The following is a 22,559-nucleotide window of genomic DNA, read 5'->3' as shown; positions in this document are numbered from 1 at the left end:
CTCCTTAGCTTTCAATTATTACCTGTAGAGATTGTAGGGGATATGCAGGTGTTCACTGAGAGGTGTGTCATGAATTAACCCATGTAAGTAATATTTACGCGAAGATGGGAGCTGACGCATAAAAAAAGCGTCAGCATACGCTAACATGGACGTGATTGTGTGCCTAGAATTTGGCAGCGAAAAATCAATGTAATAGTAGGTCAGGCCCCGTATGGCCGCGCTTGATGCTCGCCACATCATCCCGATCGAAGACATAATGGCTGCCGCAAAAATCGCAGTGCATATCAATATTTTCATCCTGTACCAGCATCTCTTCCAGCTCATGCTCCGGCAGCGTCAGCAACGCGTCAGCACAGCGCTGACGTGAGCAGGTGCAAAGAAACTGTACCTGCTGCGGGGGATAAAGCGACACTTCATCCTGGTGATAGAGCCGATACAGCACTTCATTCGCGGGCAGAGTAAATAATTCCTGCGCTTTGACCGTCGATGTCAGCTGCGCCAGATGGTCAAAGTCATCCGGATTGGCTTCCTTGGACGGCATGACCTGCAGCAGCATACCGGCGGCGGCCACCTGACCCTCCACCGCGCCAGTGCGGATAAACAACCGAGTGAGCAGTTGTTCCGATTGTAAAAAATAGTTTTCCAGACAATCGGACAGGTGCTCGCCTTCCAAACCAACCACACCTTGGTAACGTTCACCTTGCTCCGGGGTCAGCGTGATCACCAAATAGCCGTTGCCGACCATTTGTTTTAACGAACTGTCTGGCGCAATAACGCCGTCTATACGTGCAACGCCACGCATATTTTGCCGATCGTCGCCATTAATGACCATCAGGCGCAACGGGCCATCTCCCTGCAACTGTACGGTGATTTCGCCGCTGAACTTCAGTGTTGCGGTCAGCAAACTGGTGGCTACCAGCATTTCACCTAGCAGATGGGCAACGCTTGGTGGGTAATCATGCTGACCAAGGACCTGCCGGTAGGTCTCATGCAATGAAACCAGTTCACCACGCACGGCATAATTTTCAAAAACATAACGGTGTAGCTGGTCGTTAATGGCCATAAAAGTCTCTCTTTCTGATGATCGCCGGCGTTTATTCCCCCGATTCACCATATTTAAATTTTAGTAGATTGCGGCGTTCTTTTTTATCCGGGCGCCTGTCCGGGTGGGGCATATTGTGGGCATTTATTTTGCGTGCGGCGGCCAGTTTTTCCCGCTTGGTCACGCTTTCGGGCGTTTCTTGGTACAGTTGTTGAGCATCGTCTGCCGAGCGCCGTTGCACGGTTAACGCCAGGGCGACGATCGTGCGCTCATCATCGCCCTGACGAAGAGTAATGTGAGCGCCGCTCTCCATGATTTTACCCGGTTTAGTACGCTGTCCGTTGTAGTGGACCTTGCCGCCTTCCACCATTTCCCGGGCGATGGCGCGTGTTTTGTAAAATCGCGCTGCCCAAAGCCACTTATCCAGCCGGATAGTTTCCAAAGGCTCGTTATTCTCTTTCTGTTTCATTCTATCTCCAGAATGGAGCGCGCACAGGGTCTGCGGCGTTGCACGTCATGCGTCTAGGGTAGCTTTTTTCCGGTGGCATCGGCAAGGTCGGGGGTAAAGCAGTTTTCATAGTAACGCTGTATGTCCCGGCCGCGATGACGGCTTTTGGCCAGGCGAACCAATAATAGCGCTGCGTTCGCCAACGCACTGGCGAACAATACCAGCAGCAGCAGTGTGGTACCAAGGTAGCGCCAGATGGTGATGGCATCCGGTTCGCTGTGCAGCGAAATATGGCGGGTGCCATTGGCGTCAATGCTGATATTGGTAATGATCCCTTTTGCGTTAAACGGGGTGTGTAACAGTACGGAGGAGAGGCGCTGCAGTTCGCGCCACTGGGCCAAGCCGGTATAGTTATACAACGAACCGGCGGGTAGTGGATGATCGACCAGTAATTTGCCTTCGTCGCTTTGAATCAAAAAACCGCCTGGTGAGGGGCTATTCAGTGCATTGGTAGCCAACTGGATTTCACTGGTGAAAAAAGATGAGGTGGCACCGGTCACTAAACTTTCCAACGTTTCGGCGCTGACCGGCCGCAGCAAGACGTTGACCCCTTTTAACGAGCCATTGCGCGCGCGTCTCACCAGTACTGACCAATCCTTGGCATTAGCCAAATTGACCAAGGCGGTTTTGAGCCTGGTGCAGTCGTTATCATCACGGCAAAGATCATGCGTTTGCAGGACAATATCCGCAAAATCATCCAGCAGGATCATGCCCGATTTTTGAATGGCATCCGCCAGTCCGGGATTGATTTTGGGGTCGCTGGCCAGTTCCGGATGTAGTTGCGTGTTGAGGGTATTGAGCAACATTATGGCTTTGTCCACCGCATCCGATTCCGGCAAGGGTAGGGGTTGTGCGTCATTCCAATACATTTTGGAGCAATCAAAGGGGACAAACGGATCTTTTGCACCCGGCGTCAAGGACGGATCAACGTAGCACATGCCCAAACCCTGCACGCGTAGCATGTCGCCGACGCGTAATTGTGCGTGTTCCAAGGTATTGACATCCATCGCCTGGATATTTTGCGCACCCTTTAACCACGCCATGCTTAATGTCAGCGGCAACGATAAGGGAACATAGGCCAGCAGCAGGCCGAGTATCAGTAGCGAGCTGGTGAACAGCACGGCGTTTTTACCGAAGCGTTGTACTGGGAAGCGCACCATCTCATCATGCAGTGAAAGATATTTCCCTTGTCGCACCACCTGACGATTGACATAGATATCCACGTCGGTTTTTTTACCCATATCGTGGCCAATAAAGGCAAGCCAATGGGTGGGGTAGGTCAAATCAATGATACCCAGCGAGATGGTATTGATACGATTTTGATCGGTCTCACCAAACAGCCCCAAGCGCTTGGGGGTACCGCGCAGGCAGTGCACATCCTGGCGATTTTTTTCTGCTGGACGACGCAACAGGAGCCAACCACTGCACAGAATCAACACGATAGCGATAGCCGCCAACCAAGGAACGGCCAAGACCGGAGCCAAGAGGCTGATAAATAATAACAGTAAAGCCGCACTCAACATGACGGCTTCACGCATACCCGACGACCGGTTTAGCGCATACTCTTGCGGTGTTTCCTTGCGGATATTAAGTAGTTCCACCTGTTCGGTTTCCTGCTCGTGCATGGATGAATTCGGTACGACAAGGGGTGGGATGGCGGCTGGCGGGGCCGCGTATATATAATCCACCAGAGAATGACCGTTAAGTGCAATCACCAGCGGGATAGTGGTGGTTTTTATCAGCTCAACGTAATTGTCTTGCGTGATATATTGTTCCCACAACGGCGGCAGATGCACTTCGGTGCTGTCGAGATAGTAGCGCCATTTATAGGGGGCATCGGTGGCTAGACCGTAACGGGTTATGGCATGTGTTACCCCGTAAACATTTTCGCTTTGCGGCGTGAGTCCCAGGTCGCCAGAAATCTGCGCCGGCGGAAAAGCCAGCGGCGAACTGCTGTGCACCTTTTTGTTTAATTGCACATACTGTTTTACGGCGTCATGTTCATCCTGAGTCATCTTACGCGGTACCGGTTGTAGCAGCGGCAAGCGTTTAATCGCGGTGGGGATCACATATCGACGATACACTCGATAAGCGATGAACAGGATCGCACCGGTCAAGCATCCGGCCAATACAATAGCTATTACGCTCATCCCATCCCCATCGAACTGCGAAGCAATAAATTACGATACATCGGAATCATCCATGCGATGCTCAGCGGTGTCCGGCAAATCGCGTTGTGCCTGGTTTTTCATCCCACATCTCATCAACAAAAGACACATTTAATCGTTCGGCTGATGTGCCCAACGCTTTTGTTGACCAGAAGGGTGAACCTCAGGGATTGAGGTTCATCCTTCCCCGGGAGCTTACACCGGTAAAAGACCGAGGTGGGTGAGACAAACCAACTCTTGTGCAACCAGAGGTATGACAAGCGTATCAACCTAGAAAAACAGGGTAGCAACCCATGCCGCAATGACATATCGGTATTTTCCTATTTTAATCCTTATTCTTTTTTTTATTGCCGTGTACGATAAAACCATGGGGTTTAGGTGAAGATTCTCATTTATGTGCTGCACGATCAAGCGCATTAGCCGATTTTGGCCACCTCGCGCTGACGCGAACTCCCCCACCTAACGCTGCGATGAAGTGTTTATGCCTGATGCTGTTGTTTGCCTCAATAGGCGGTTATGCTATTAGGTGTATTTGTTAGCCTAGGATCCTTATGGACAAGTCCCTGCAAAAACCTAAAATTCATAAAATCGAGACCGTTGCGCGTTCCCGACTGTTCAATGTGGAAACCGTTGACCTTGAATTTAGCAACGGGGCGCGGCGAATTTACGAGAGAATGCAGCCGTCTGGACGCGAGGCGGTGATGATTGTCCCTATTATCGATGAACATCTGCTGCTGATTCGTGAATATGCCGTCGGCATTGAGGATTATGAGCTGGGATTTCCCAAGGGGCTGATCGATCTCGGCGAGGATATCCTGGAAGCGGCAAATCGAGAGTTAATGGAAGAGGTGGGGTTTGGCGCCAAGCGCATGGAGATCTTAACCAAACTCACGCTGGCACCTTCCTATTTTTCCAGCAAAATGAATATCGTGGTGGCCCAGAACCTCTACCCGCAACAGCGCCAGGGCGATGAGCCGGAACCGCTGCCACAGGTTCGCTGGCCCATCGCCGACATGATGGATTTACTCAACGAGCCGGATTTTCGCGAAGCTCGCAACGTCAGCGCGTTGTTTTTGGCACACGCCTGGCTGCTGCAAAAATAAAAAATGGGCGCCACCAGGGCGCCCATGAGATCACGAACCTTAGAATAATTCGTGCGATACGCCGTTATCCATGATCGAGGTGCCGACCTCGTGGACCACTTTATCCTTAGGCTGAGTGCCGTCGATAAAATATTCCTCGCGGCTATTGCCACCGCCATCGGATAATTTGCCGCTGCTCTTATCGATGCTGACGGTAACAATTCCCGGTGGCGGAGTGATTTTCTGCTCGGGTATCCCTTCCAATGCGACCTTCATAAAGTCATCCCAAGCTGGCTGAGCACTTTTGGCACCGCCTTCGGCACCGCTAATCTGGTTAGGGATGACGCCGGACGCCGACGTGCGACCAAGGTCACGACGATGATCGTCAAAGCCAATCCATACCGAGGTCACAGTTTGTGGGCCATAGCCGGAAAACCAGGCATCTTTGGAGTCGTTGGTGGTACCGGTCTTGCCGCCGATATCATGACGTTTGAGATCCTTGCCAGCCCGCCATCCGGTGCCCATCCATCCCGGTTCGCCAAAGATATTACTGTTCAATGCGTCGTGGATTAAAAAGGCTAACGGGGTGCTGATAACGTGGGGCGCATATTGCTGGTCGCCATCCGCAGCGGCCTGTGCCGGTGACACCGTTTCTAGACGCGGCATCGGCACGACGGCATTACTCTCGTCCTGACGCGAGACCGCCACGTTTTCCATACTGTCATCGGACAATACTGCTGATTTTTGGGTATCACCATAAATCACCGGTAAATTGCAGCTGTCACATACGACTTTAGGTTTGGTTTCAAACAAAGTATGACCTGCGGCGTCATCGATTTTGGTGATCAAATAGGGATCGACCAGATAACCACCGTTGGACATTACCGCGTAACCACGCACCATTTGCATCGGCGTGAAGGAGGCGGACCCCAAAGCTAAAGATTCGGTATGCACGATGTTTTGCGCGGGAAATCCGAAGCGCAGTAGATATTCCGCCGCATAATCCACGCCCATGGCACGCATGGCGCGTACCATCACCACATTTTTCGACTCGCCCAACCCCTGACGCAGGCGGATTGGCCCGTCATAGGTGGGCGGTGAATTTTTTGGCCGCCAGTCGGTGCCGGCGCCAGCATCCCATCGGGAAATCGGTGCATCGTTCAGGATGGTGGCCAGCGTCAGCCCTTTATCCATCGCGGCGGTATACAGGAAGGGTTTGATATTCGATCCAACCTGCCGCAAGGATTGCGTCACGCGGTTGAATTTGCTTTGATTGAAATCAAAACCACCCACCAGGGCTTTAATCGCGCCGTTTTCCGGATTGATCGACACCAACGCCGAGTTGACGTCCGGCACCTGTGCCAGCCACCAGGCATCGTCGACTTTACGTACCCAAATTTGCTGGCCGGGATGCACCACATCGGTGACTTTTTTCGGTGTAGGGCCCTGCAACGTGTCGGTTTTAAATAACCGCGCCCAACGCATGCCGGCCATTGGCAGGGAAACGTTGCTGCCGTCTGCCATGATTGCCACCGCCTGGTCTGGATCGGTTTGCGTGACGACCGCCGGGAACAGCGGGCCATAGACCGGCAGGGTTTTCAGTGTATCGACAATACGCTTGTTATCCCACGCCATCTCGCCCACTTTCCACAGCACATTGCTCGGTCCGCGATAGCCATGACGCATATCATAATTGATAACGTTAGTACGCACCGCATTCTGTGCCGCCATCTGCAGCTTTTTCGTGACGGTGGTATAGACCTTGTACCCATCAGTATACGCATTTTCCCCATAGCGTTTGATCATGTCCTGACGGACCATTTCAGCGATATAGGGGGCTGAAAAGGACATCTGTGGGGAGTGATAGTTGGCGACCAGTTCACTGTTGCGCGCCTGTTCATACTGCTCGCGGGTAATAAAGTTTTCATCCAACATCCGGGACAGGACAAAATTGCGTCTCGCAAGCGCCCGAGCGTGGGAGAACAGCGGGTTAAACGTGGACGGAGCCTTAGGCAAACCGGCAATGACGGCCATTTCACCCAGGGTCAACTGATCCACATCTTTGCCGAAATACACCTGAGCGGCGGCCCCCACGCCATAAGCGCGGTAGCCGAGATAAATTTTGTTTAAATAGAGCTCAATGATTTCATCTTTCGTCAGCAACTGCTCGATACGGATGGCCAGGAACGCTTCTTTGATTTTGCGAATCAAGGTGCGTTCCGGACTGAGAAAGAAGTTACGCGCCAGTTGCTGCGTAATGGTACTGGCACCTTGGGAGGCATGGCCTGATATCATCGCTACCCAAACTGCGCGCATGATCCCCACCGGGTCCACACCATGGTGCTCGTAGAAACGGCTGTCTTCCGTGGCCACAAATGCGTGGACCAGCTCGGGTGGTATTTGGGATAGCGTCAAGGGGATGCGGCGTTTTTCGCCGAATTGCGCGAGCAGTTCACCGTCGGCGCTAAAGACCTGCATGGGTGTTTGTAGTCTGATGTCTTTGAGCGTCGCGACGTCAGGCAATTGCGGCTCGATATATTTGTACATGCCAAATATCGAGGCGGCTCCCAACACAATGCAACACACTGCAAAGATAAAAAAATATTTTACGAACTTCACCTGAGATTTCCCATTTTATGTCGTTTGGGCAGTTTATAAGCAACCGCGCGCTAGTATAAAGGGAAGCCAGCACGTTGGATACGTACTTTTAATGACGGATGATGATGATAAGGAGATCGACAAACATGGCATTTGACCTCTGGCAGGTGGGTTTAGCAATTGAAAACGGCAGCCTGTGTGCGCTGGCGCTACAGCCAAGGCGCCACGGCTGGCAGCTTCGGCATTGGTGGCAGTATCGCCTGCCCGACATATGGCCGGCCGACTGCCCCACCGCACCGTCGGGCGGGTTATGGGATGTCTTACGCTTATGGCGCCGGCAACTGCCGCGGAGTATGTCGTTACGCGTTTCCCTGCCGATGCACCTGATTGCCCAACGGCGCATGGCGGCCCCTGATAGGCGTCTCGGCGAACCTGAGCGCGACGGGTTTATCACTGCACGTGCGGGACGTCATTTTACCCACACCGGCGAAAAATACCTGCTCGATTATCGTGCGGATCCTCATTCGTCCGATACGCTGCTGGTGACCGCCGCCCGGCAGGACGCGGTGGCGCAATGGCTGGCTGGTCTGACCGGCGTCGGTCTCGCGCCGCAGGTGCTGGATATTATGCCTTGCGCTCTGCGTTATATGGCCAGCGAAGTGGGATTAGCCACCGATCGGCTACTGCTTCACGTGCTGCCGTGCGGCTGGTTCTGGGTGTCGCCTTTGGCTCAGTGCCTGGAATTCGGTTTTATTCCAGCCGATCAAACGCGTGATATTTCCCAGATACGGCGTTTTTTTTCGCAACACCATCCCGGCGTGGACCCGGCGCAAACCCAGCCCTATTTTAGCAGTGATGTTCCCATGGCGGCACCCGACGGCACCCTGCCGTGGTCGCCGTTCACCTCAGGGTGGCAAATTTATCCTCCCATCCCGGCTTGGCCAGCGGCGTATGTGGTTGCGGGTGGGTTGGCGATACGTCAGGAGGATGCATGATGTACCAAGTTAATCTGTTGCCGTGGCGGCAGCGGCGCGCGCGGCGCCGTTCGAGACTGTTTAGCTTCACGTTGGCGCTTGAAATGCTGCTGGCTGGCCTGGTGTCAGGCCTGTTGGCGTTCCATTGGCGCAGCGAACAGGCCGATCTCGCCGAGCGACTGGGGCAGTGGCAGCGACAGGCGCAGTGGACGTTTGATCAGCAACAACACGTCCAACGGCAAATCGAGCAGCACCGCCGAATGGCGCACAGGCTGAGTTTCTATCGGCAGTCGGCGTTGAACAATCAGTATTTCAGCCGCCTGCTCGATCAATTGCCGACACTATTGCCTGCGGGTTTATGGCTTACCGGACTGCGTCAGCAAGAGGGTACCTTGGTGATCAGCGGCTGCTGCGAGTGTTATGGCGACATACTCAGCCTGCGAAGACGACTGGGCGCATCCGAACTGTTTAGCCATGTGCGTTGGCAGGGGATCAGCCGGCGCAACAACGGCCATTTCCGTTTTACTTTTCAAACCGACTGGCCCCAGCGGCGAGGAGAAGCCGGTCATGGATAAGCCCGGATTCAGACGTTTGATGGCGTATCCCTGGCCAGCATTATTAGTAGGCCAAGCTATAATCCTGGCCTCATTTATGACTCTGGTCTGGGTGACATTACTGCGGCATGAACGTGATGCCTCAGTGCGACTGCGTGCTGACATAGCGCGGTGCGAACGCCAGGTGGATGACTATCGGCGGCTGCGGGCTACCGTGCCTACTCGAGTACAGTGGGATCGGGATATTCAGCACATGAGCCGGCAGTTGGCAATGTATGACAGCTTGCGCCAGGACCCCGGGGCGGTCATCGCGATGTTGCAACCCGATAACACCGGCACTTTCGGCTGGCAGATGCGAGAGCACCATGGTGATGGTAGTGCTGCTCGGGACTGGATCATCTCGGTAACCACGGATTATGCGTCCTTAAACGCGATGATGCGCAAACTGGCGGTACACCGCGGCGGAAGAACGGTGCGCGCCCTGCACATTGCGCGCAGCGATCGGCACCTGCAGGTTGAATTTACCCTGGCCCAGTCGCTTGATGACGGTGGGCGATATGAGTAACGGCAGGTTAGCGGCAGTGGTGCCCTTGATACTATCAAGCAGCCTGGCCTGGCCCGCCGGACAGCGTGATCCTTTCCAACCCGGCACAAGATCGACTGATATTTTGCGCTCGGCGGCTCAGGGAGCGATCAAGGGATGGGTCGTTGATGGTGAACGCCGGCAGTTGTTGAGCACTGATGGGCAGGGTCATTGGATGTTACGCGGTGATATACCTCAGGATGCACCAGACTGTGTCCAAGACGACGGGACGATGGGAACCATAACTGAACATAAGGATGATGAATTGTGAAAGGAATCGCGCTATTAGTGATGGGATACGCCCTGCTGTTGGGGACATTGACGGGTGTTGCCAATGGCGCGCCGGCTGCGGTTGGCAAACCGGTGACACTGGTGTTTGATGACACGCCAATACCGCAGGTATTGCGGGCGTTGGCTGAGCATCAGCATCTTAATCTGGTGGTCGCGCCGGGCATCAAGGGGAATATTAGCCTGAATCTTAAGCATCTTCCTTGGCAGCAGGCGGTGGATCTGATTGTGCGCACCGGCCATTTGCATCTTGAGCGCCAGGGTGACGTGTTAATGGTTTTCCCGCGGGAACGTGAGGGCGACACCACCGCAAGCAGACCGCTAATCAATCGTCTGGTTACGCTGCAGCATGCTGATGCCACTGAGATTAGCAAACACATTGCTTCGATGCGCAAGACCCTGCTGACGCCACGGGGCAGCGTGATGCTGGATAAACGCACCAATTCCCTGGTGATAAGGGATACTGAGCCAGCGCTGGAGGCGCTGGCGGCCTGGATACACATTTGGGATCTGCCGCTGGAACAAGTGTTGATAACCGCCCATATTGTCACCATCAGCCGGGAAAATCTGCGCGAAATCGGTGTCAACTGGCAGCACCACGCTGGTAATAAAAACAGCGCCACTGCACTGTCGATGGATCTGCCGCTCGGCAAACATTATGGCAGTATGGGGTTTCGGCTGGCGCGCCTGAGCGGTAGGCTGTTGGAACTGGAGCTCACGGCGCTGGAGCAGGAAAATAAAGTGGATATTCTCGCCAGTCCGCGCCTTTACACCGCCCATCAGCAAACAGCCAGCATAAAACAAGGTACTGAAATACCTTATCAGGTCGCCAGCGGTAAAAATAAATCGCCTTCGGTGCAGTTCAAAGAAGCCGTATTGAGCATGGAAGTTACGCCTAGAGTGCTGCGTAACGGTAAAGTCACGCTAAAACTGCGTCTGAGCCAAAATGTACCCGGCCGGGTGCTAAAACAAGGCGAAAACGAGAGCGTTTCCATTGATATGGAGGAGATTAAAACTCAGGTGACAATTGATGATGGGGAAACCATTGTTTTAGGTGGGATTTTTCAAAGGCAAAAGCACCATTCCTTGGATAAAGTACCGGTTTTATCTGAAATTCCACTGCTGGGACATCTGTTTAAACGACAGCGTGCGAACTATAAACAGCGCGAATTGGTTATTTTTATTACACCAACCCGAATATCGGGGTAAACTCATCAGACTCAAATCGAGCAAATTTGTGGTTTTAGCAACAAATTATGCGTTTTTTTCGCGATAGATTTGACGCTGTGGCCAATTTCGCTTACAAGGGTAGCCCATTGAGCATCGCTGTCTTTGCGTCACCTGTAATTACGATAGAGATGTCGGAATTCCTCCTTGCGGTGTGGGCATCGATTTAATCGGTTGCCAAACTACCCCGAGTGTTGAGATAATTTTTGATCTGATTCTCGCACTATCGCTCATGAGGTTTCAGTTTAGGTCCCGCCGCTAATTTGATTGGCGGGGCGGGTTGTCATTAACGAATAATCTTAGTAATACCGAAAAACATGGCAGAGAAACGCAATATCTTTCTGGTTGGGCCTATGGGTGCCGGCAAAAGCACTATTGGGCGTCAGTTGGCCCAACAACTTAATATGGAGTTTTTCGATTCTGATCAAGAAATTGAGCGACGCACCGGAGCCGATGTAGGCTGGGTTTTCGACGTGGAAGGTGAAGATGGATTCCGCGATCGTGAGGAAAAAGTCATTAACGAACTGACTGAAAAGCAGGGTATCGTCTTGGCTACAGGTGGTGGATCGGTAAAGTCACGTGAAACCCGCAACCGCCTTTCCGCCCGTGGTGTGGTCGTTTATCTTGAGACCACTATTGAAAAACAGCTGGCTAGAACCCAGCGCGATAAAAAACGACCCTTGCTACAGGTTGAAGCTCCGCCGCGTGAAGTGCTTGAAGCGTTGGCGAGGGAACGCAATCCTTTGTATGAAGAAATTGCGGATGTCACCATTCGTACCGACGAACAAAGTGCTAAGGTTGTTGCAAACCAGATTATCAATATGCTGGAAAGTAACTGATTTAGTGTGTATACCCAATAGATTTCGAGTCGCGTGTTGGTGCCAGGTGAGATCATTCCGATAAGACTTACTCCGGTGAGTTATGCGGATGAACACCTGTAGCCAACCGGCCAGGGCTTGAAAAATGAAGAGTATAACAACATGCCGAAAAGGTCATTAAGCAGCCCATGGAGAGGATTACTGTAACATTAGGGGAGCGTAGCTACCCGATTACGATCGCAGCCGGGTTATTTAACGACCCGGCTTCTTTCTCGCCGCTAATCAACGGTGATCAGGTGATGGTTGTGACCAACGAAACGCTGGCACCGCTTTATCTTGATTCAATCCTGGCGTTACTTGAACGCGCCGGGGTTGTTGTTGATCATGTGATCCTGCCTGACGGTGAGCAATACAAATCTCTGGATGTGCTCGATCAGGTATTTACCGCGCTACTGCAAAAACCTCATGGTCGCGATACCACCCTGATTGCTTTAGGCGGGGGAGTCATCGGCGATATGACCGGTTTTGCTGCTGCCAGCTACCAGCGCGGCGTTCGGTTTATTCAGGTTCCCACGACGCTACTCTCCCAGGTTGACTCATCGGTGGGGGGTAAGACGGCAGTTAACCATCCTCTTGGTAAAAATATGATTGGCGCATTCTATCAGCCTGCGTCGGTGGTCATCGATCTCGATTGCCTTAAAACCCTGCCGTCTCGTGAGTTATCTTCCGGGCTGGCTGAGGTGATTAAAAATGGCATTATTCTGGATTACGATTTTTTTGTCTGGCTCGAGAATAATCTGGATCGGCTGCTGTTACTTGAGGGCGCGGCGCTGTCGTATTGCATTCGGCGCTGTTGTGAAATCAAGGCTGCGGTGGTTGCCGCCGATGAACGCGAACAGGGGCAACGGGCTTTGCTGAATTTAGGCCATACCTATGGCCATGCTATTGAAACCCATATGGGCTATGGCAACTGGCTGCACGGTGAGGCCGTCGCGGCGGGCATAATGATGGCGGCCCATGCTGCGCGACGTTTGGGGCAAATTACGGTCGCTGAGATTGATCGCGTCAAGGCATTGTTGACGCGCGCGGGTTTGCCGGTCATCGGACCGGTGGGCATGGCGCCGAAAGACTATTTGCCGCATATGATGCGTGACAAAAAAGTCGTTTCCGGTCAGTTACGGTTAGTGCTGCCTCGAGGCTTGGGCCAGGCGGAAGTGCGCGCCGGAGTTACACATGATATCGTATTGGCATCAATTGCCGATTGCCAGACTTGAGTCAGGGCCGTCGCCCTTGTCCCGTTATCGGGGCCTCGGGGATGTAATTGATTTAACCGCATTAACCCTTCCTGCGTCTTTGGATGCATGGAATTATCTCTCGGTTGGAGAGTTTTAGATGGATGAGTTCAAGTCGGAAGACGAACTGAGACCTGATAGCAGCGATCGCCGCCCACCACGTCAACGGAAAGGTCCTTCAGTTCCCAAGGTGGCCATGTCCAAACAGCATGTGATGATTGGCGTTGGTATTCTCGTATTGTTGCTCTTGGTGATAGCCATTGGTTCGGCGCTAAAGGCGCCCACCCAGACTGATGCCAACCAGCAAAACCCCAACGTGGCGCAAAAGAATATTGATCTGTCCGGTGTAGATGGCGCTTCAGCGAATAACGATCTTAAACCAGGGCAGAATGCCGCTAATTCTGAGGTGAACAACCCTGCCAGCACGGGTAACATCAACGGCGTAACGCCCGCAACCACCAACGGCGTAACGCCCGCAACCACCAACGGCGTCACGCCGGGGACTGTCAATGGTGTTAACGGCATGCAGCCCCAGACACTCAGCATACCGCCGGTGGCCTCCACGCCCACCCAGGCGCCGCCCGTGGCGGTGCCTGATGGACAGCATCGTATAGAGTTGCCAGGTAACATGGCTGATGCGTTGTCGCAGCAAGGTGATCGGGTAAATGGTATGACTCAGCAGATGAACAGCGATCAGGCTACCTCGACGCTGCCCACCGCCCCTGCCACGGTTGTGCCGACAGCGAAAGAGCCCGGACATAAACCGGCTGCCAAATCTACCCCCCATAAAACGCACAAATCTGCTGAGAAAGCACCGCATACCACAGAGCCGTCTCATAACGACAAGGCGGCGTCGCATAGCTCGGTAGCCGCAAAACCGGCTACGCCAACCCGGCACACCATGATCATACCGCCGAGTCATCCCGCCGCTGCTGCGGCCCAGCATATGCCTGCGACCAGCGGTTCAATTCAGAATGCGCCGTCGAGCTTTTACACGGTACAGATCAGCAGCGCCTCGCAGCCGGGCACGCTTAACGCCTACGCTAAAAAACAACAGTTGAGCCAGTACTGGGTGTACGAGACACGGCGTGACGGTAAACCCTGGTATGTTCTGGTCAGCGGTGTTTATCCTTCGGCTGCCCAGGCGAAAAGCGCGGTGGCGCAATTACCTGCGGATATTCAGGCGAAAAAACCCTGGGCCAGGGATATTGGGCAGGTCAAAAAAGATCAGACTAAGTAGTTCATGAATTTAGCGCTGCTGTCTGGTGCTAAACAGAGTACAATCCGCGGCTCTTAAGAGTGTATGAGTAACAATTGACGGCATGAAGAAGAACCGCGCGTTTTTGAAATGGGCTGGCGGCAAGTATCCGCTAATAGAAGATATCCGCCGGCATTTACCGGCGGGGGATTGCCTAATTGAACCCTTTGTCGGCGCGGGGTCGGTATTTCTTAATACTGATTACGAAAAGTATATTCTTGCTGATATCAATAGCGACCTGATCAATCTGTATAACATCGTCAAGGAGCGCACCACCGAGTTTATCGGCGACGCGCGCCTGCTGTTTGATGACCAGGCCAATACCTCGGAGGCGTATTACCCGCTCCGTAGCGAATTTAACCTCTGCACTGACGCGTATCGGCGTGCGATATTGTTTCTTTATCTCAATCGCCATTGTTACAACGGCTTGTGCCGTTACAACCTGAGCGGCGAGTTTAATGTCCCGTTTGGTCGCTACAAAAAACCCTATTTTCCGGAAAATGAGCTGCATTTGTTTGCCGAAAAAGCGCAAAAAGCTATTTTTGTCTGTGAGCATTACCAGCAAACGCTGGAGAAAGCCGAGGTGGGATCGGTAGTGTATTGCGATCCGCCGTATGTGCCGTTATCCACCACGGCCAATTTTATGTCTTACCACACCAATGGCTTCAATAATCTGGAGCAAAAAAATCTGGCGCTGATGGCCTACCGATTAGCCAGTGAAGCGCAGGTACCGGTGTTAATCTCAAACCACGATACGGTGATGACTCGCGAGTGGTATTGTGATGCGGTGATCCATGTGGTGCAAGGACGCCGCACTATAAGCAGCAATATCCTGGGTCGCAGCAAAGTGGACGAACTGCTGGCATTGTACCACTATGACGAGCAGCAAAACGCCATTGACTGACCATTAATGATTGGAGACGCGGATGAAAAAATATGTAATCGCCCCATCCATCCTGTCGGCGGATTTTGCCCGCCTAGGCGAAGATACCGCCCGGGTGCTGGCTGCCGGTGGTGATGTGGTGCATTTTGATGTCATGGATAACCATTACGTCCCCAACCTCACTATGGGACCCATGGTACTCAAAGCCTTGCGCCAGTATGGCATCACTGCGCCAATCGACGTGCATTTGATGGTCAAACCGGTCGATCGCATCATTCCCGACTTTGCTGCCGCCGGCGCCAGTTATATTACTTTTCATCCAGAAAGCACCGAACACGTTCATCGTTCCCTGCAATTGATCAAAGATCATGGTTGCAAGGCCGGACTGGTATTTAACCCGGCTACCCCGCTGAGTTTTCTCGATTACGTTATGGATCAGCTGGATATTATCCTGCTCATGTCGGTCAACCCCGGCTTTGGTGGTCAGTCGTTTATCCCTGGGACGCTGGATAAACTGCGTCAGGTTAGGCGATTGATTGATGACAGCGGCCGGGATATCCGACTGGAAGTGGATGGTGGTGTAAAAGTCGATAATATCGGCGCGATCGCCGCGGCCGGCGCCGATATGTTTGTCGCCGGTTCGGCCATCTTCGGCCAACCTGATTATCAGCAGATTATCACCGCCATGCGTCGCGAGATAAGCCTTCACAGCCCTGAGCAAAATAACAGCCATGAGCGAAATAACAGCCATGAGCGATAAAACAGCCCCCCGCAGCCTAACTCAAATCCGCGGCCTGGCCTTCGACCTTGACGGTACACTTACCGACACCGCTCCCGGTCTCAGCAGCGCCCTGGATCAAGCCCTGCAGGCGCAGGGTCTTCCCCTGGCGGGTCAGCCGCTGATATCGACCTGGATTGGCAACGGTGCCGATAAACTGGTGGAACGTGCGCTAATCTGGGCCGGCGCCCGTCCTGATGCTGTGCTCTGCCAGCAAACTCGACAATTGTTTGACCAGTATTACGCGCAGACTGTCGAACAAGGCAGTCGGTTATTTCCCCAGGTCAGCGAGACCCTGGCCCGTCTAGCGGATCAGGGGTGGCCCATGGCGGTGGTGACCAACAAACCCACGCCCTTTGTCGCGCCGTTGCTAGTGTCGTTAAACATCGATCGCTACTTTTCGCTTATCATCGGCGGTGATGACGTGGCAGCGAAAAAACCCCACCCGGCGCCCATCTACCTGGTGCTCGGCAAACTGGGTCTACATGTGGACGAATTGCTGTTTGTCGGCGATTCCCGCAATGATATCCTGGCCGCCAAAGCGGCCGGTTGTCCCTGCGTCGGCATGACTTATGGCTACAACTACGGTGAAGCGATCGCTACCAGCCATCCGGATTACCTTCTGGATCGTTTTGCCGACCTTCTGCCCATTCTTGGGTTGTCCTTAGATAATCAGGAAAAAAGAAATGAGTAAGCCCATCGTATTTAGCGGCGCGCAGCCGTCAGGCGAATTGACTATCGGCAATTATATGGGTGCGCTGCGTCAGTGGGTAACGATGCAAGACGATTACGATTGCATATATTGCATTGTCAACCTGCATGCCATCACCGCCCGCCAGGACGCAGTAAAACTGCGCAATGCCACCCTGGATCTGTTGGCGCTCTATCTGGCCTGCGGCATCGATCCGAATAAAAGCACCATTTTTGTCCAGTCCCATGTGCCGGAACACACCCAACTGGGCTGGTTATTGAACTGTTACACCTATTTTGGCGAACTGAGCCGCATGACACAGTTCAAGGACAAGTCTGCCCGCTATGCGGAAAATATCAACGCCGGGTTATTTGATTACCCGGTGCTGATGGCGGCCGATATTCTGTTATACCAGACCAACCAGGTGCCAGTGGGTGAAGATCAGAAACAGCATCTGGAGCTAAGCCGTGATATTGCCCAACGTTTTAATGCGCTGTATGGCGATATTTTTACCCTACCTGAGCCCTTTATTCCTAAATCCGGCGCACGGATCATGTCGCTGCTGGATCCGACGAAAAAGATGTCAAAATCCGATGATAATCGCAACAATGTCATCACGCTGCTTGAAGATCCAAAATCAGTGGTGAAAAAGCTCAAACGTGCGTTGACCGACTCAGAAGAACCGCCGGTGGTACGTTACGATCCGCAGGCCAAACCTGGCGTGTCCAATCTGCTGGATATTCTCTCTGGCGTCACTGGCACACCGATCCCTGAGCTGGAGTTGGCGTTTACCGGCAAAATGTATGGGCATCTGAAAGGCGCAGTGGCAGACGCGGTTTCCAGCATGCTCATTGAGCTGCAGGAACGGTTTAACCACTATCGGGCCAACGAGCAATTGCTCAACCAAATCATGGGTGAGGGCGCAGCCAAAGCCAGTGCACGTGCGCGTATCACCTTGGATAAGGTCTATGACGCGGTAGGATTTGTCGGTCGCGCCAAATAAACCCAGAGCAAGATTGTGTTAAATCTGCATGCCTGGGTCTACTGAAAACCGGCGATACACCGTCGCCGGTAAGCTTGCTCCCCCGTCAAGATCCCCTGCCAAGAAGGTACCGCCATACACCACACAAACCGCAGTGCATCGCTCGGGCTTAATAAACTAACCTTTTTCTCGTTGAGTCTGACCGATTTAGGCTGCCACCAAAGACGCAAAGTTATTTATTTTCCGGCTTATGGTATTTTCCTGTGGCTCAGCGTGGTGCGGGTTAATTAATGGTGGCGTTTCGCATGCATTGCGCTGCAGTTGCTCAATCTCTTGTAAAACCAACAGGGTATCGGCATCGCCATGGTTTCTAATAAAATTGAGCAGCATTATTATCTCTTCTTTTTCAAAATCGAATAACTGAAAATATTGTTGTGGTGATAATAAGTTCAACAAACGCAGGTTTGTGTTTGCTGCAACGACGTGATGATATTCAATGGCATAAAAAATAAAGGGTATATCAAGATCATGGTTTGACGCTATCAGATCGAATAATACATTAGGCGAAAGTTGTCTGATTAACGGGGTGAGAGCGGTAATGGCGTCAGCGTGACCATATTTACAGGCTAAAGATAACACTGTTTGGCCATCATATGATTTTTTTGACAGTAAGGTCGTTATGTCATTTTTGGTGAATTGTTTTTTTATGGCCAAATAAGCAATTGCATTTATCAAGTTAATGTTACCTGCCATGCAGGCCACCATAAGGGCATTATACCCTTTTACTTCTTGTGTGGATGCCAGTTCGATAATTTTATCGTTTGGCAGTTTCCCCAACAGCTCGGTTATATGATTTATCGTGTCGCTATTGCAGTAATGGCCCACTTTCATCAGCAATGATCGAGGAAAACAATCGGGTCTGTTGAAATAAAACAGTTTATATAATTCCCGAGGTTTTATTGTCAATGTTGGAGAAGTTGCGTTCTCCAACATGGCCGTTACATCATTGACGAAGATTTTTAAATCTGATACCAGATTAAGTTCGCTAAGATAGCTTAACAAGTTCGCACATGGCAACAATGGCGCGGTTCTGCTGAGCTGAGTCAACCTGCGTCTAGAGGTATGTGATCGTTGTGGTTTATCATTTACTGTTTTATCATCAATCACAAAGATGCATGACAGTTCAGATGGTTCTTTTGGATAATAATCATTATAGCAGTCTGTATAGATAAATTGATCGAGTCTGAGATGTTCAACGTCTGACAATGTGTTTAAACAAACGCGTATTTGGCTGCTGGTGTGGTTAGGGTCATAGAAATTCACCACATAATCGAAAAGATCTGTATCCCTTTGTTTGATTAAAAGACGTGCTGCCATGGCATGATCTGGCGACCTAATAAGTAATGCCTGGAGATGACGGCCCCTATTTTTCATTGAGGTAAATATATCGCTTAAGCAAAGCCCAAAATCATTATTGTCAATGGCGTAGATTTTTTTAGTGTTATCGATTATTCTGTCATAAATCGTTTCAAGATCAGCGGTCATATGAAATTGAATGGATTGTTCACTCGCATAATGGCCCAAAAAATCTTTATTCTCGTTCAATGCATTGAGAATGTAATCGGTTGCAAAGTGGCGGCATGTAATCAATTCATCTTCATCGTCTTTAAAATAAAACTCACAATTGTTATTGTCAACGTTGTTACCATATTTCAATGATATATACGGTTCTTTTTTATCAAAAACTGTTTTTTTATCTTCAATATAGTCTACTGGACGGTAGTTTTGAGGCGTGTAAATTTTAAACTGTTCCAATGCTTATTATCCAAATAAATCAAAAAAATCGCTATACCTGATATTTTGTCTTTGCAGACTATCGCAATATGATTTTCATTTCCGGGATACGAATCCTATTCTCCATCGAATAAACGGCTGTTAAATCAACGGACATTAGTGGCCTATTGCGCTAAGCTTGGTTGAAGAATGAACGCATCTGACGCATCTGACGCAAACGAGGTAAAACGTGCCGAAACATCCGTTGAATATTGTGACCAATGCCCGACTGGCGCAGCGTGAAGGATTATGGGACATCGAGCTTGATAAACACCGTATCGGGTCGATTCGTCCGGCACGGGCTACCGGCCAATGTTCCCCCGACGTGCTGGACGCACAGGGCGGGTTGGCGATCCCACCTTTTGTTGAGCCCCATATCCATCTGGACACCACTCAAACCGCCGGCGACCCCACATGGAATCAATCCGGCACCTTGTTTGAAGGCATTGAGCGCTGGTCGGAACGTAAGGCGTTGTTGACCCATACCGATGTAAAACAACGGGCCTGGCGCATGCTCAAGTGGCAGATCGCCAACGGTATCCAGCATGTGCGCAGTCATGTGGACGTTTCCGATCCCACCCTGACGGCGCTTAAGGCCATGTTGGAAGTTCGCAGCGAGGTGGCGCCATGGGTCGATTTACAACTGGTCGCGTTCCCCCAGGAAGGTATTTTGTCCTATCCCGACGGTGAAGCCCTGCTAGAGGAAGCATTGCGCTTGGGCGCCGATGTGGTGGGCGCGATACCGCATTTTGAGTTTACCCGTGAGTACGGTGTGGAATCCCTGCATAAGGCATTTGCCCTGGCAGTGAAGTACCAACGGCTGGTGGATGTGCACTGCGATGAAATTGATGATGAGCAATCACGGTTTGTGGAAACCGTCGCTGCACTGGCCCACCGCGAAGGCATGGGCGCGCGGGTGACCGCCAGCCATACCACCGCCATGCACTCGTATAACGGCGCTTACACTGCCCGTCTGTTCCGCTTGTTGCAGCTTTCCGGCATCAATTTTGTGGCTAATCCCCTGGTCAATATCCACCTACAGGGCCGCTTTGATGATTATCCGAAACGGCGTGGAGTGACGCGAGTCAAAGAGCTGATGGCGGCGGGTATCAATGTCTGTTTTGGCCATGACGACGTCTTCGACCCTTGGTACCCCTTAGGCACCGGCAATATGTTACAGGTGCTGCACATGGGGCTGCATGTGTGCCAGCTGATGGGCTACGAGCAAATCAACCAAGGTCTGAACCTGATTACCACCAACGGGGCCAAAACCATGCATCTGATCGACTATGGCATTGCCGTGGGGAACCACGCCAATTTGCTGATCCTACCGGCGGAAAATGGCTTTGATGCCGTAAGGAGACAGACCCCGCCACGGTATGTGATTCGCCATGGCCGGGTGATCGCCGAGACCCAACCGGCGCAAGCAACGCTGTTTTTGGATCAGCCGGAAAACGTCGATTTTCGCCATTAACCCTCGCCAGGATGCTCGCGTAACTGCTGTTTGATGGTCTCGCCGATAGTCTTCACTGCGGCTTCCATCTTGTCGGTGAGCTTGGCGGCGAAACTCAGTCGCAGGCAGTGGCGGTATTTACCGGACGCGGAAAATACCGGCCCGACGGCAATTTGTATCAATAGGTTCTCCAACTGCCGACTCAGCCGCAGTGAGTCGAAATGCTCCGGCAGTTCGATCCAGATCAAAAAGCCACCCTGTGGTCGGCTGACCCGGGTTTCCAGCGGAAAGTAGGTTTTAATCCAGTCGGTCATGATCTCGCAGTTAAGCTGGTAACGGGCACGCATCCGTCGTAGGTGCTTGAGATAATACCCACCCCGGACGAACTCGGCCACCGCGAGCTGCGGCTGCAGCGCGGTAGCGCCAGTGTTGATATATTTCATATGAATGGCTTTTTCCATATAACGCCCGGGCACCATCCAACCGACCCGCAGCCCTGGGGCCAGTGTTTTGGAAAACGAACTGCACAACAGCACGCGGCCATCCTCATCAAAGGATTTGATAGTATGCGGCCGTGGGTAGTGATAGGCCAAGTCGCCATAGACATCATCTTCGATAATGGGCGTGTCGTAGCGCTGCGCCAAGGACAACAATGCCTGTTTATGCGAGTCGGGCATAATATAACCCAGCGGATTATTACAATTTGGTGTGACTTGAATCGCCTTAATCGGCCACTGTTCCAGCGCCAGCGCCAACGCGTCCAGGCTGATGCCGGTCACCGGGTCGGTGGGTATCTCCAACGCCTTAATACTAAAAGCTTTCATAGCCTGAGTCACCCCGTGAAAACTGGGTGAATCTACCGCCACGATATCCCCCGGTTGACACAAGGCATGCAGCGCAATGGACAGTGCCTCATGGCACCCGGTAGTGATCAAAATATCATCGGCTGACAATAGACTGCCGCTGTCGACCATCAGGCGGGCTATTTGCTCGCGTAACACGCGCGCGCCGGAAATATCGCCGTAGTTCATACCGCGTAAATCCGGATGCAGGGCCGTACGACTGAGCCACTTCATCAACGGCTTGAGTGTCGGGGATGAAATATCCGGCATTCCCGGTCCCAAATGCACCATCCCATCCGACGGGTCTGAACGCAGTAGCTTGAGCACCAAACCCCACTGGGATATCTCCACCGGCCGCTGGGCCGGTCGGCACATAGCTGGCAACGCAGCCAGTTCATGTTTTTGGCTGACAAAATAGCCTGATTTTGGCCGCGCTTCGACCAGCCGTCGATCCTCCAGCACCCGATAGGCTTGCTGTACCGTACTGATGCTCACCTCATGCTCCAGACTCAGTGCCCGCACTGACGGCAATCTCTGCCCACCGGTATATAAGCCTTGTTCTATGCGTTCGCCGATGATGCCGGCCAAATTATCGTAGCGCGTCATGGAAACCTCATACAGATACTATTTATTATGAAAGTAGCAATACAGATTGAGGCGAATAATAGCATGACAGCAGGTTAAATCACGCTTTGTATGGTGAAA

Annotated in this window: 20 protein-coding genes; 14 read left to right on the top strand and 6 right to left on the bottom strand. The window is 52.2% G+C overall.

Translation table 11 applies throughout. The features are described from left to right. Positions 1–184: 184 nt before the first annotated feature. Genes hslO through SJI19_RS10155 form a run of 3 tightly spaced genes read right to left on the bottom strand, consistent with a single transcriptional unit; the run spans position 185 to position 3,700 of the window. Complete coding sequence (hslO, locus tag SJI19_RS10165; RefSeq protein ID WP_323478144.1) at positions 185–1,063, bottom strand: Hsp33 family molecular chaperone HslO; 879 nt, start codon at positions 1,061–1,063, stop codon at positions 185–187. Positions 1,064–1,094: 31 nt separating this feature from the next. Further along, positions 1,095–1,511 carry a ribosome-associated heat shock protein Hsp15 gene (gene hslR / locus SJI19_RS10160; protein ID WP_323478143.1) on the bottom strand — a complete coding sequence of 139 codons (417 nt, stop codon included), beginning with the start codon at positions 1,509–1,511 and terminating at the stop codon, positions 1,095–1,097. A gap of 53 nt (positions 1,512–1,564) precedes the next feature. After that, a complete protein-coding gene (locus SJI19_RS10155; RefSeq protein ID WP_323478142.1) occupies positions 1,565–3,700 on the bottom strand; it encodes an IgaA/UmoB family intracellular growth attenuator in 2,136 nt (711 codons plus the stop codon). 569 nt (positions 3,701–4,269) lie between these two features. Here SJI19_RS10155 and nudE point away from each other — a divergent pair. Beyond that, complete coding sequence (gene nudE / locus SJI19_RS10150; RefSeq protein WP_323478141.1) at positions 4,270–4,821, top strand: ADP compounds hydrolase NudE; 552 nt, start codon at positions 4,270–4,272, stop codon at positions 4,819–4,821. Positions 4,822–4,860: 39 nt separating this feature from the next. On the opposite strand, the gene mrcA is transcribed toward nudE, so the two are convergent. Then, positions 4,861–7,419, bottom strand: coding sequence for a peptidoglycan glycosyltransferase/peptidoglycan DD-transpeptidase MrcA (gene mrcA / locus SJI19_RS10145; RefSeq protein ID WP_323478140.1), 2,559 nt, complete (start codon positions 7,417–7,419; stop codon positions 4,861–4,863). Positions 7,420–7,544: 125 nt separating this feature from the next. Here mrcA and SJI19_RS10140 point away from each other — a divergent pair, with 125 nt between their 5' ends. The 12 genes from SJI19_RS10140 (at position 7,545) to trpS (ending at position 17,747) form a co-directional block, all read left to right on the top strand. After that, complete coding sequence (locus SJI19_RS10140) at positions 7,545–8,393, top strand: pilus assembly protein HofM (protein WP_323478139.1); 849 nt, start codon at positions 7,545–7,547, stop codon at positions 8,391–8,393. Then, entirely contained in the window at positions 8,390–8,947 is a 558-nt protein-coding gene (locus SJI19_RS10135; RefSeq protein ID WP_323478138.1) for a PilN domain-containing protein, read from the top strand. Before SJI19_RS10140 ends, SJI19_RS10135 begins: the two co-directional genes overlap by 4 nt. After that, positions 8,940–9,491, top strand: a complete 552-nt coding sequence (locus SJI19_RS10130; RefSeq protein ID WP_323478137.1) for a hypothetical protein — start codon at positions 8,940–8,942, stop codon at positions 9,489–9,491. Before SJI19_RS10135 ends, SJI19_RS10130 begins: the two co-directional genes overlap by 8 nt. After that, positions 9,484–9,780: a hypothetical protein gene (locus tag SJI19_RS10125; protein ID WP_323478136.1), complete on the top strand. Its 297-nt coding sequence runs from the start codon at positions 9,484–9,486 to the stop codon at positions 9,778–9,780. Before SJI19_RS10130 ends, SJI19_RS10125 begins: the two co-directional genes overlap by 8 nt. Next, the gene (locus SJI19_RS10120) at positions 9,777–11,006 is read left to right on the top strand and encodes a secretin N-terminal domain-containing protein (protein WP_323478135.1); all 1,230 of its coding nucleotides are present in this window, start codon (positions 9,777–9,779) and stop codon (positions 11,004–11,006) included. Before SJI19_RS10125 ends, SJI19_RS10120 begins: the two co-directional genes overlap by 4 nt. 335 nt (positions 11,007–11,341) lie before the next feature. Then, the gene (gene aroK / locus SJI19_RS10115; protein ID WP_131866394.1) at positions 11,342–11,863 is read left to right on the top strand and encodes a shikimate kinase AroK; all 522 of its coding nucleotides are present in this window, start codon (positions 11,342–11,344) and stop codon (positions 11,861–11,863) included. A 167-nt stretch (positions 11,864–12,030) separates the two neighbouring features. Further along, the gene (gene aroB / locus SJI19_RS10110) at positions 12,031–13,116 is read left to right on the top strand and encodes a 3-dehydroquinate synthase (RefSeq protein ID WP_323478134.1); all 1,086 of its coding nucleotides are present in this window, start codon (positions 12,031–12,033) and stop codon (positions 13,114–13,116) included. A 118-nt stretch (positions 13,117–13,234) separates the two neighbouring features. Further along, positions 13,235–14,374, top strand: a complete 1,140-nt coding sequence (locus tag SJI19_RS10105; protein ID WP_323478133.1) for an SPOR domain-containing protein — start codon at positions 13,235–13,237, stop codon at positions 14,372–14,374. Between the two features lie 82 nt (positions 14,375–14,456). After that, the gene (dam, locus tag SJI19_RS10100; RefSeq protein ID WP_323478132.1) at positions 14,457–15,296 is read left to right on the top strand and encodes an adenine-specific DNA-methyltransferase; all 840 of its coding nucleotides are present in this window, start codon (positions 14,457–14,459) and stop codon (positions 15,294–15,296) included. Positions 15,297–15,318: 22 nt separating this feature from the next. Then, positions 15,319–16,035, top strand: coding sequence for a ribulose-phosphate 3-epimerase (gene rpe / locus SJI19_RS10095; protein ID WP_323478131.1), 717 nt, complete (start codon positions 15,319–15,321; stop codon positions 16,033–16,035). Beyond that, on the top strand, positions 16,025–16,747 hold the full coding sequence (locus tag SJI19_RS10090; protein WP_323478249.1) for a phosphoglycolate phosphatase: 723 nt from the start codon (positions 16,025–16,027) through the stop codon (positions 16,745–16,747). Before rpe ends, SJI19_RS10090 begins: the two co-directional genes overlap by 11 nt. Continuing rightward, the gene (trpS, locus tag SJI19_RS10085; protein WP_323478130.1) at positions 16,740–17,747 is read left to right on the top strand and encodes a tryptophan--tRNA ligase; all 1,008 of its coding nucleotides are present in this window, start codon (positions 16,740–16,742) and stop codon (positions 17,745–17,747) included. The genes SJI19_RS10090 and trpS overlap by 8 nt, the downstream gene beginning before the upstream one ends. A 186-nt stretch (positions 17,748–17,933) precedes the next feature. Here the strand turns inward: trpS and SJI19_RS10080 are convergent, their stop codons facing one another. Continuing rightward, positions 17,934–19,541 (bottom strand): ShET2/EspL2 family type III secretion system effector toxin, encoded by a 1,608-nt coding sequence (locus tag SJI19_RS10080; protein ID WP_323478129.1) that lies wholly within the window; start codon positions 19,539–19,541, stop codon positions 17,934–17,936. Positions 19,542–19,749: 208 nt separating this feature from the next. On the opposite strand from SJI19_RS10080, the gene SJI19_RS10075 reads away from it, so the two are divergent. Further along, complete coding sequence (locus SJI19_RS10075) at positions 19,750–21,033, top strand: cytosine deaminase (protein ID WP_323478128.1); 1,284 nt, start codon at positions 19,750–19,752, stop codon at positions 21,031–21,033. Here SJI19_RS10075 and SJI19_RS10070 read toward each other — a convergent pair. Further along, positions 21,030–22,460: a PLP-dependent aminotransferase family protein gene (locus SJI19_RS10070; protein ID WP_323478127.1), complete on the bottom strand. Its 1,431-nt coding sequence runs from the start codon at positions 22,458–22,460 to the stop codon at positions 21,030–21,032. The genes SJI19_RS10075 and SJI19_RS10070 overlap by 4 nt on opposite strands. Between the last annotated feature and the right edge of the window lie 99 nt (positions 22,461–22,559).

The sequence above is a fragment of the Acerihabitans sp. TG2 genome (genome assembly GCF_035013185.1).
Lineage (GTDB): Bacteria > Pseudomonadota > Gammaproteobacteria > Enterobacterales > Enterobacteriaceae > Acerihabitans.
Note: the sequence above shows the minus strand (reverse complement) of the source record. Positions and strands in the feature narration are given on the sequence as shown.

Coding starts and splice junctions, on each gene's coding strand:
- hslO (WP_323478144.1), bottom strand. CDS start 1,063: ATGGCCATTAACGACCAGCTACACCGTTATGTTTTTGAAAATTATGCC.
- hslR (WP_323478143.1), bottom strand. CDS start 1,511: ATGAAACAGAAAGAGAATAACGAGCCTTTGGAAACTATCCGGCTGGAT.
- SJI19_RS10155 (WP_323478142.1), bottom strand. CDS start 3,700: ATGAGCGTAATAGCTATTGTATTGGCCGGATGCTTGACCGGTGCGATC.
- nudE (WP_323478141.1), top strand. CDS start 4,270: ATGGACAAGTCCCTGCAAAAACCTAAAATTCATAAAATCGAGACCGTT.
- SJI19_RS10140 (WP_323478139.1), top strand. CDS start 7,545: ATGGCATTTGACCTCTGGCAGGTGGGTTTAGCAATTGAAAACGGCAGC.
- SJI19_RS10135 (WP_323478138.1), top strand. CDS start 8,390: ATGATGTACCAAGTTAATCTGTTGCCGTGGCGGCAGCGGCGCGCGCGG.
- SJI19_RS10130 (WP_323478137.1), top strand. CDS start 8,940: ATGGATAAGCCCGGATTCAGACGTTTGATGGCGTATCCCTGGCCAGCA.
- SJI19_RS10125 (WP_323478136.1), top strand. CDS start 9,484: ATGAGTAACGGCAGGTTAGCGGCAGTGGTGCCCTTGATACTATCAAGC.
- aroK (WP_131866394.1), top strand. CDS start 11,342: ATGGCAGAGAAACGCAATATCTTTCTGGTTGGGCCTATGGGTGCCGGC.
- aroB (WP_323478134.1), top strand. CDS start 12,031: ATGGAGAGGATTACTGTAACATTAGGGGAGCGTAGCTACCCGATTACG.
- SJI19_RS10105 (WP_323478133.1), top strand. CDS start 13,235: ATGGATGAGTTCAAGTCGGAAGACGAACTGAGACCTGATAGCAGCGAT.
- dam (WP_323478132.1), top strand. CDS start 14,457: ATGAAGAAGAACCGCGCGTTTTTGAAATGGGCTGGCGGCAAGTATCCG.
- rpe (WP_323478131.1), top strand. CDS start 15,319: ATGAAAAAATATGTAATCGCCCCATCCATCCTGTCGGCGGATTTTGCC.
- SJI19_RS10090 (WP_323478249.1), top strand. CDS start 16,025: ATGAGCGATAAAACAGCCCCCCGCAGCCTAACTCAAATCCGCGGCCTG.
- trpS (WP_323478130.1), top strand. CDS start 16,740: ATGAGTAAGCCCATCGTATTTAGCGGCGCGCAGCCGTCAGGCGAATTG.
- SJI19_RS10070 (WP_323478127.1), bottom strand. CDS start 22,460: ATGACGCGCTACGATAATTTGGCCGGCATCATCGGCGAACGCATAGAA.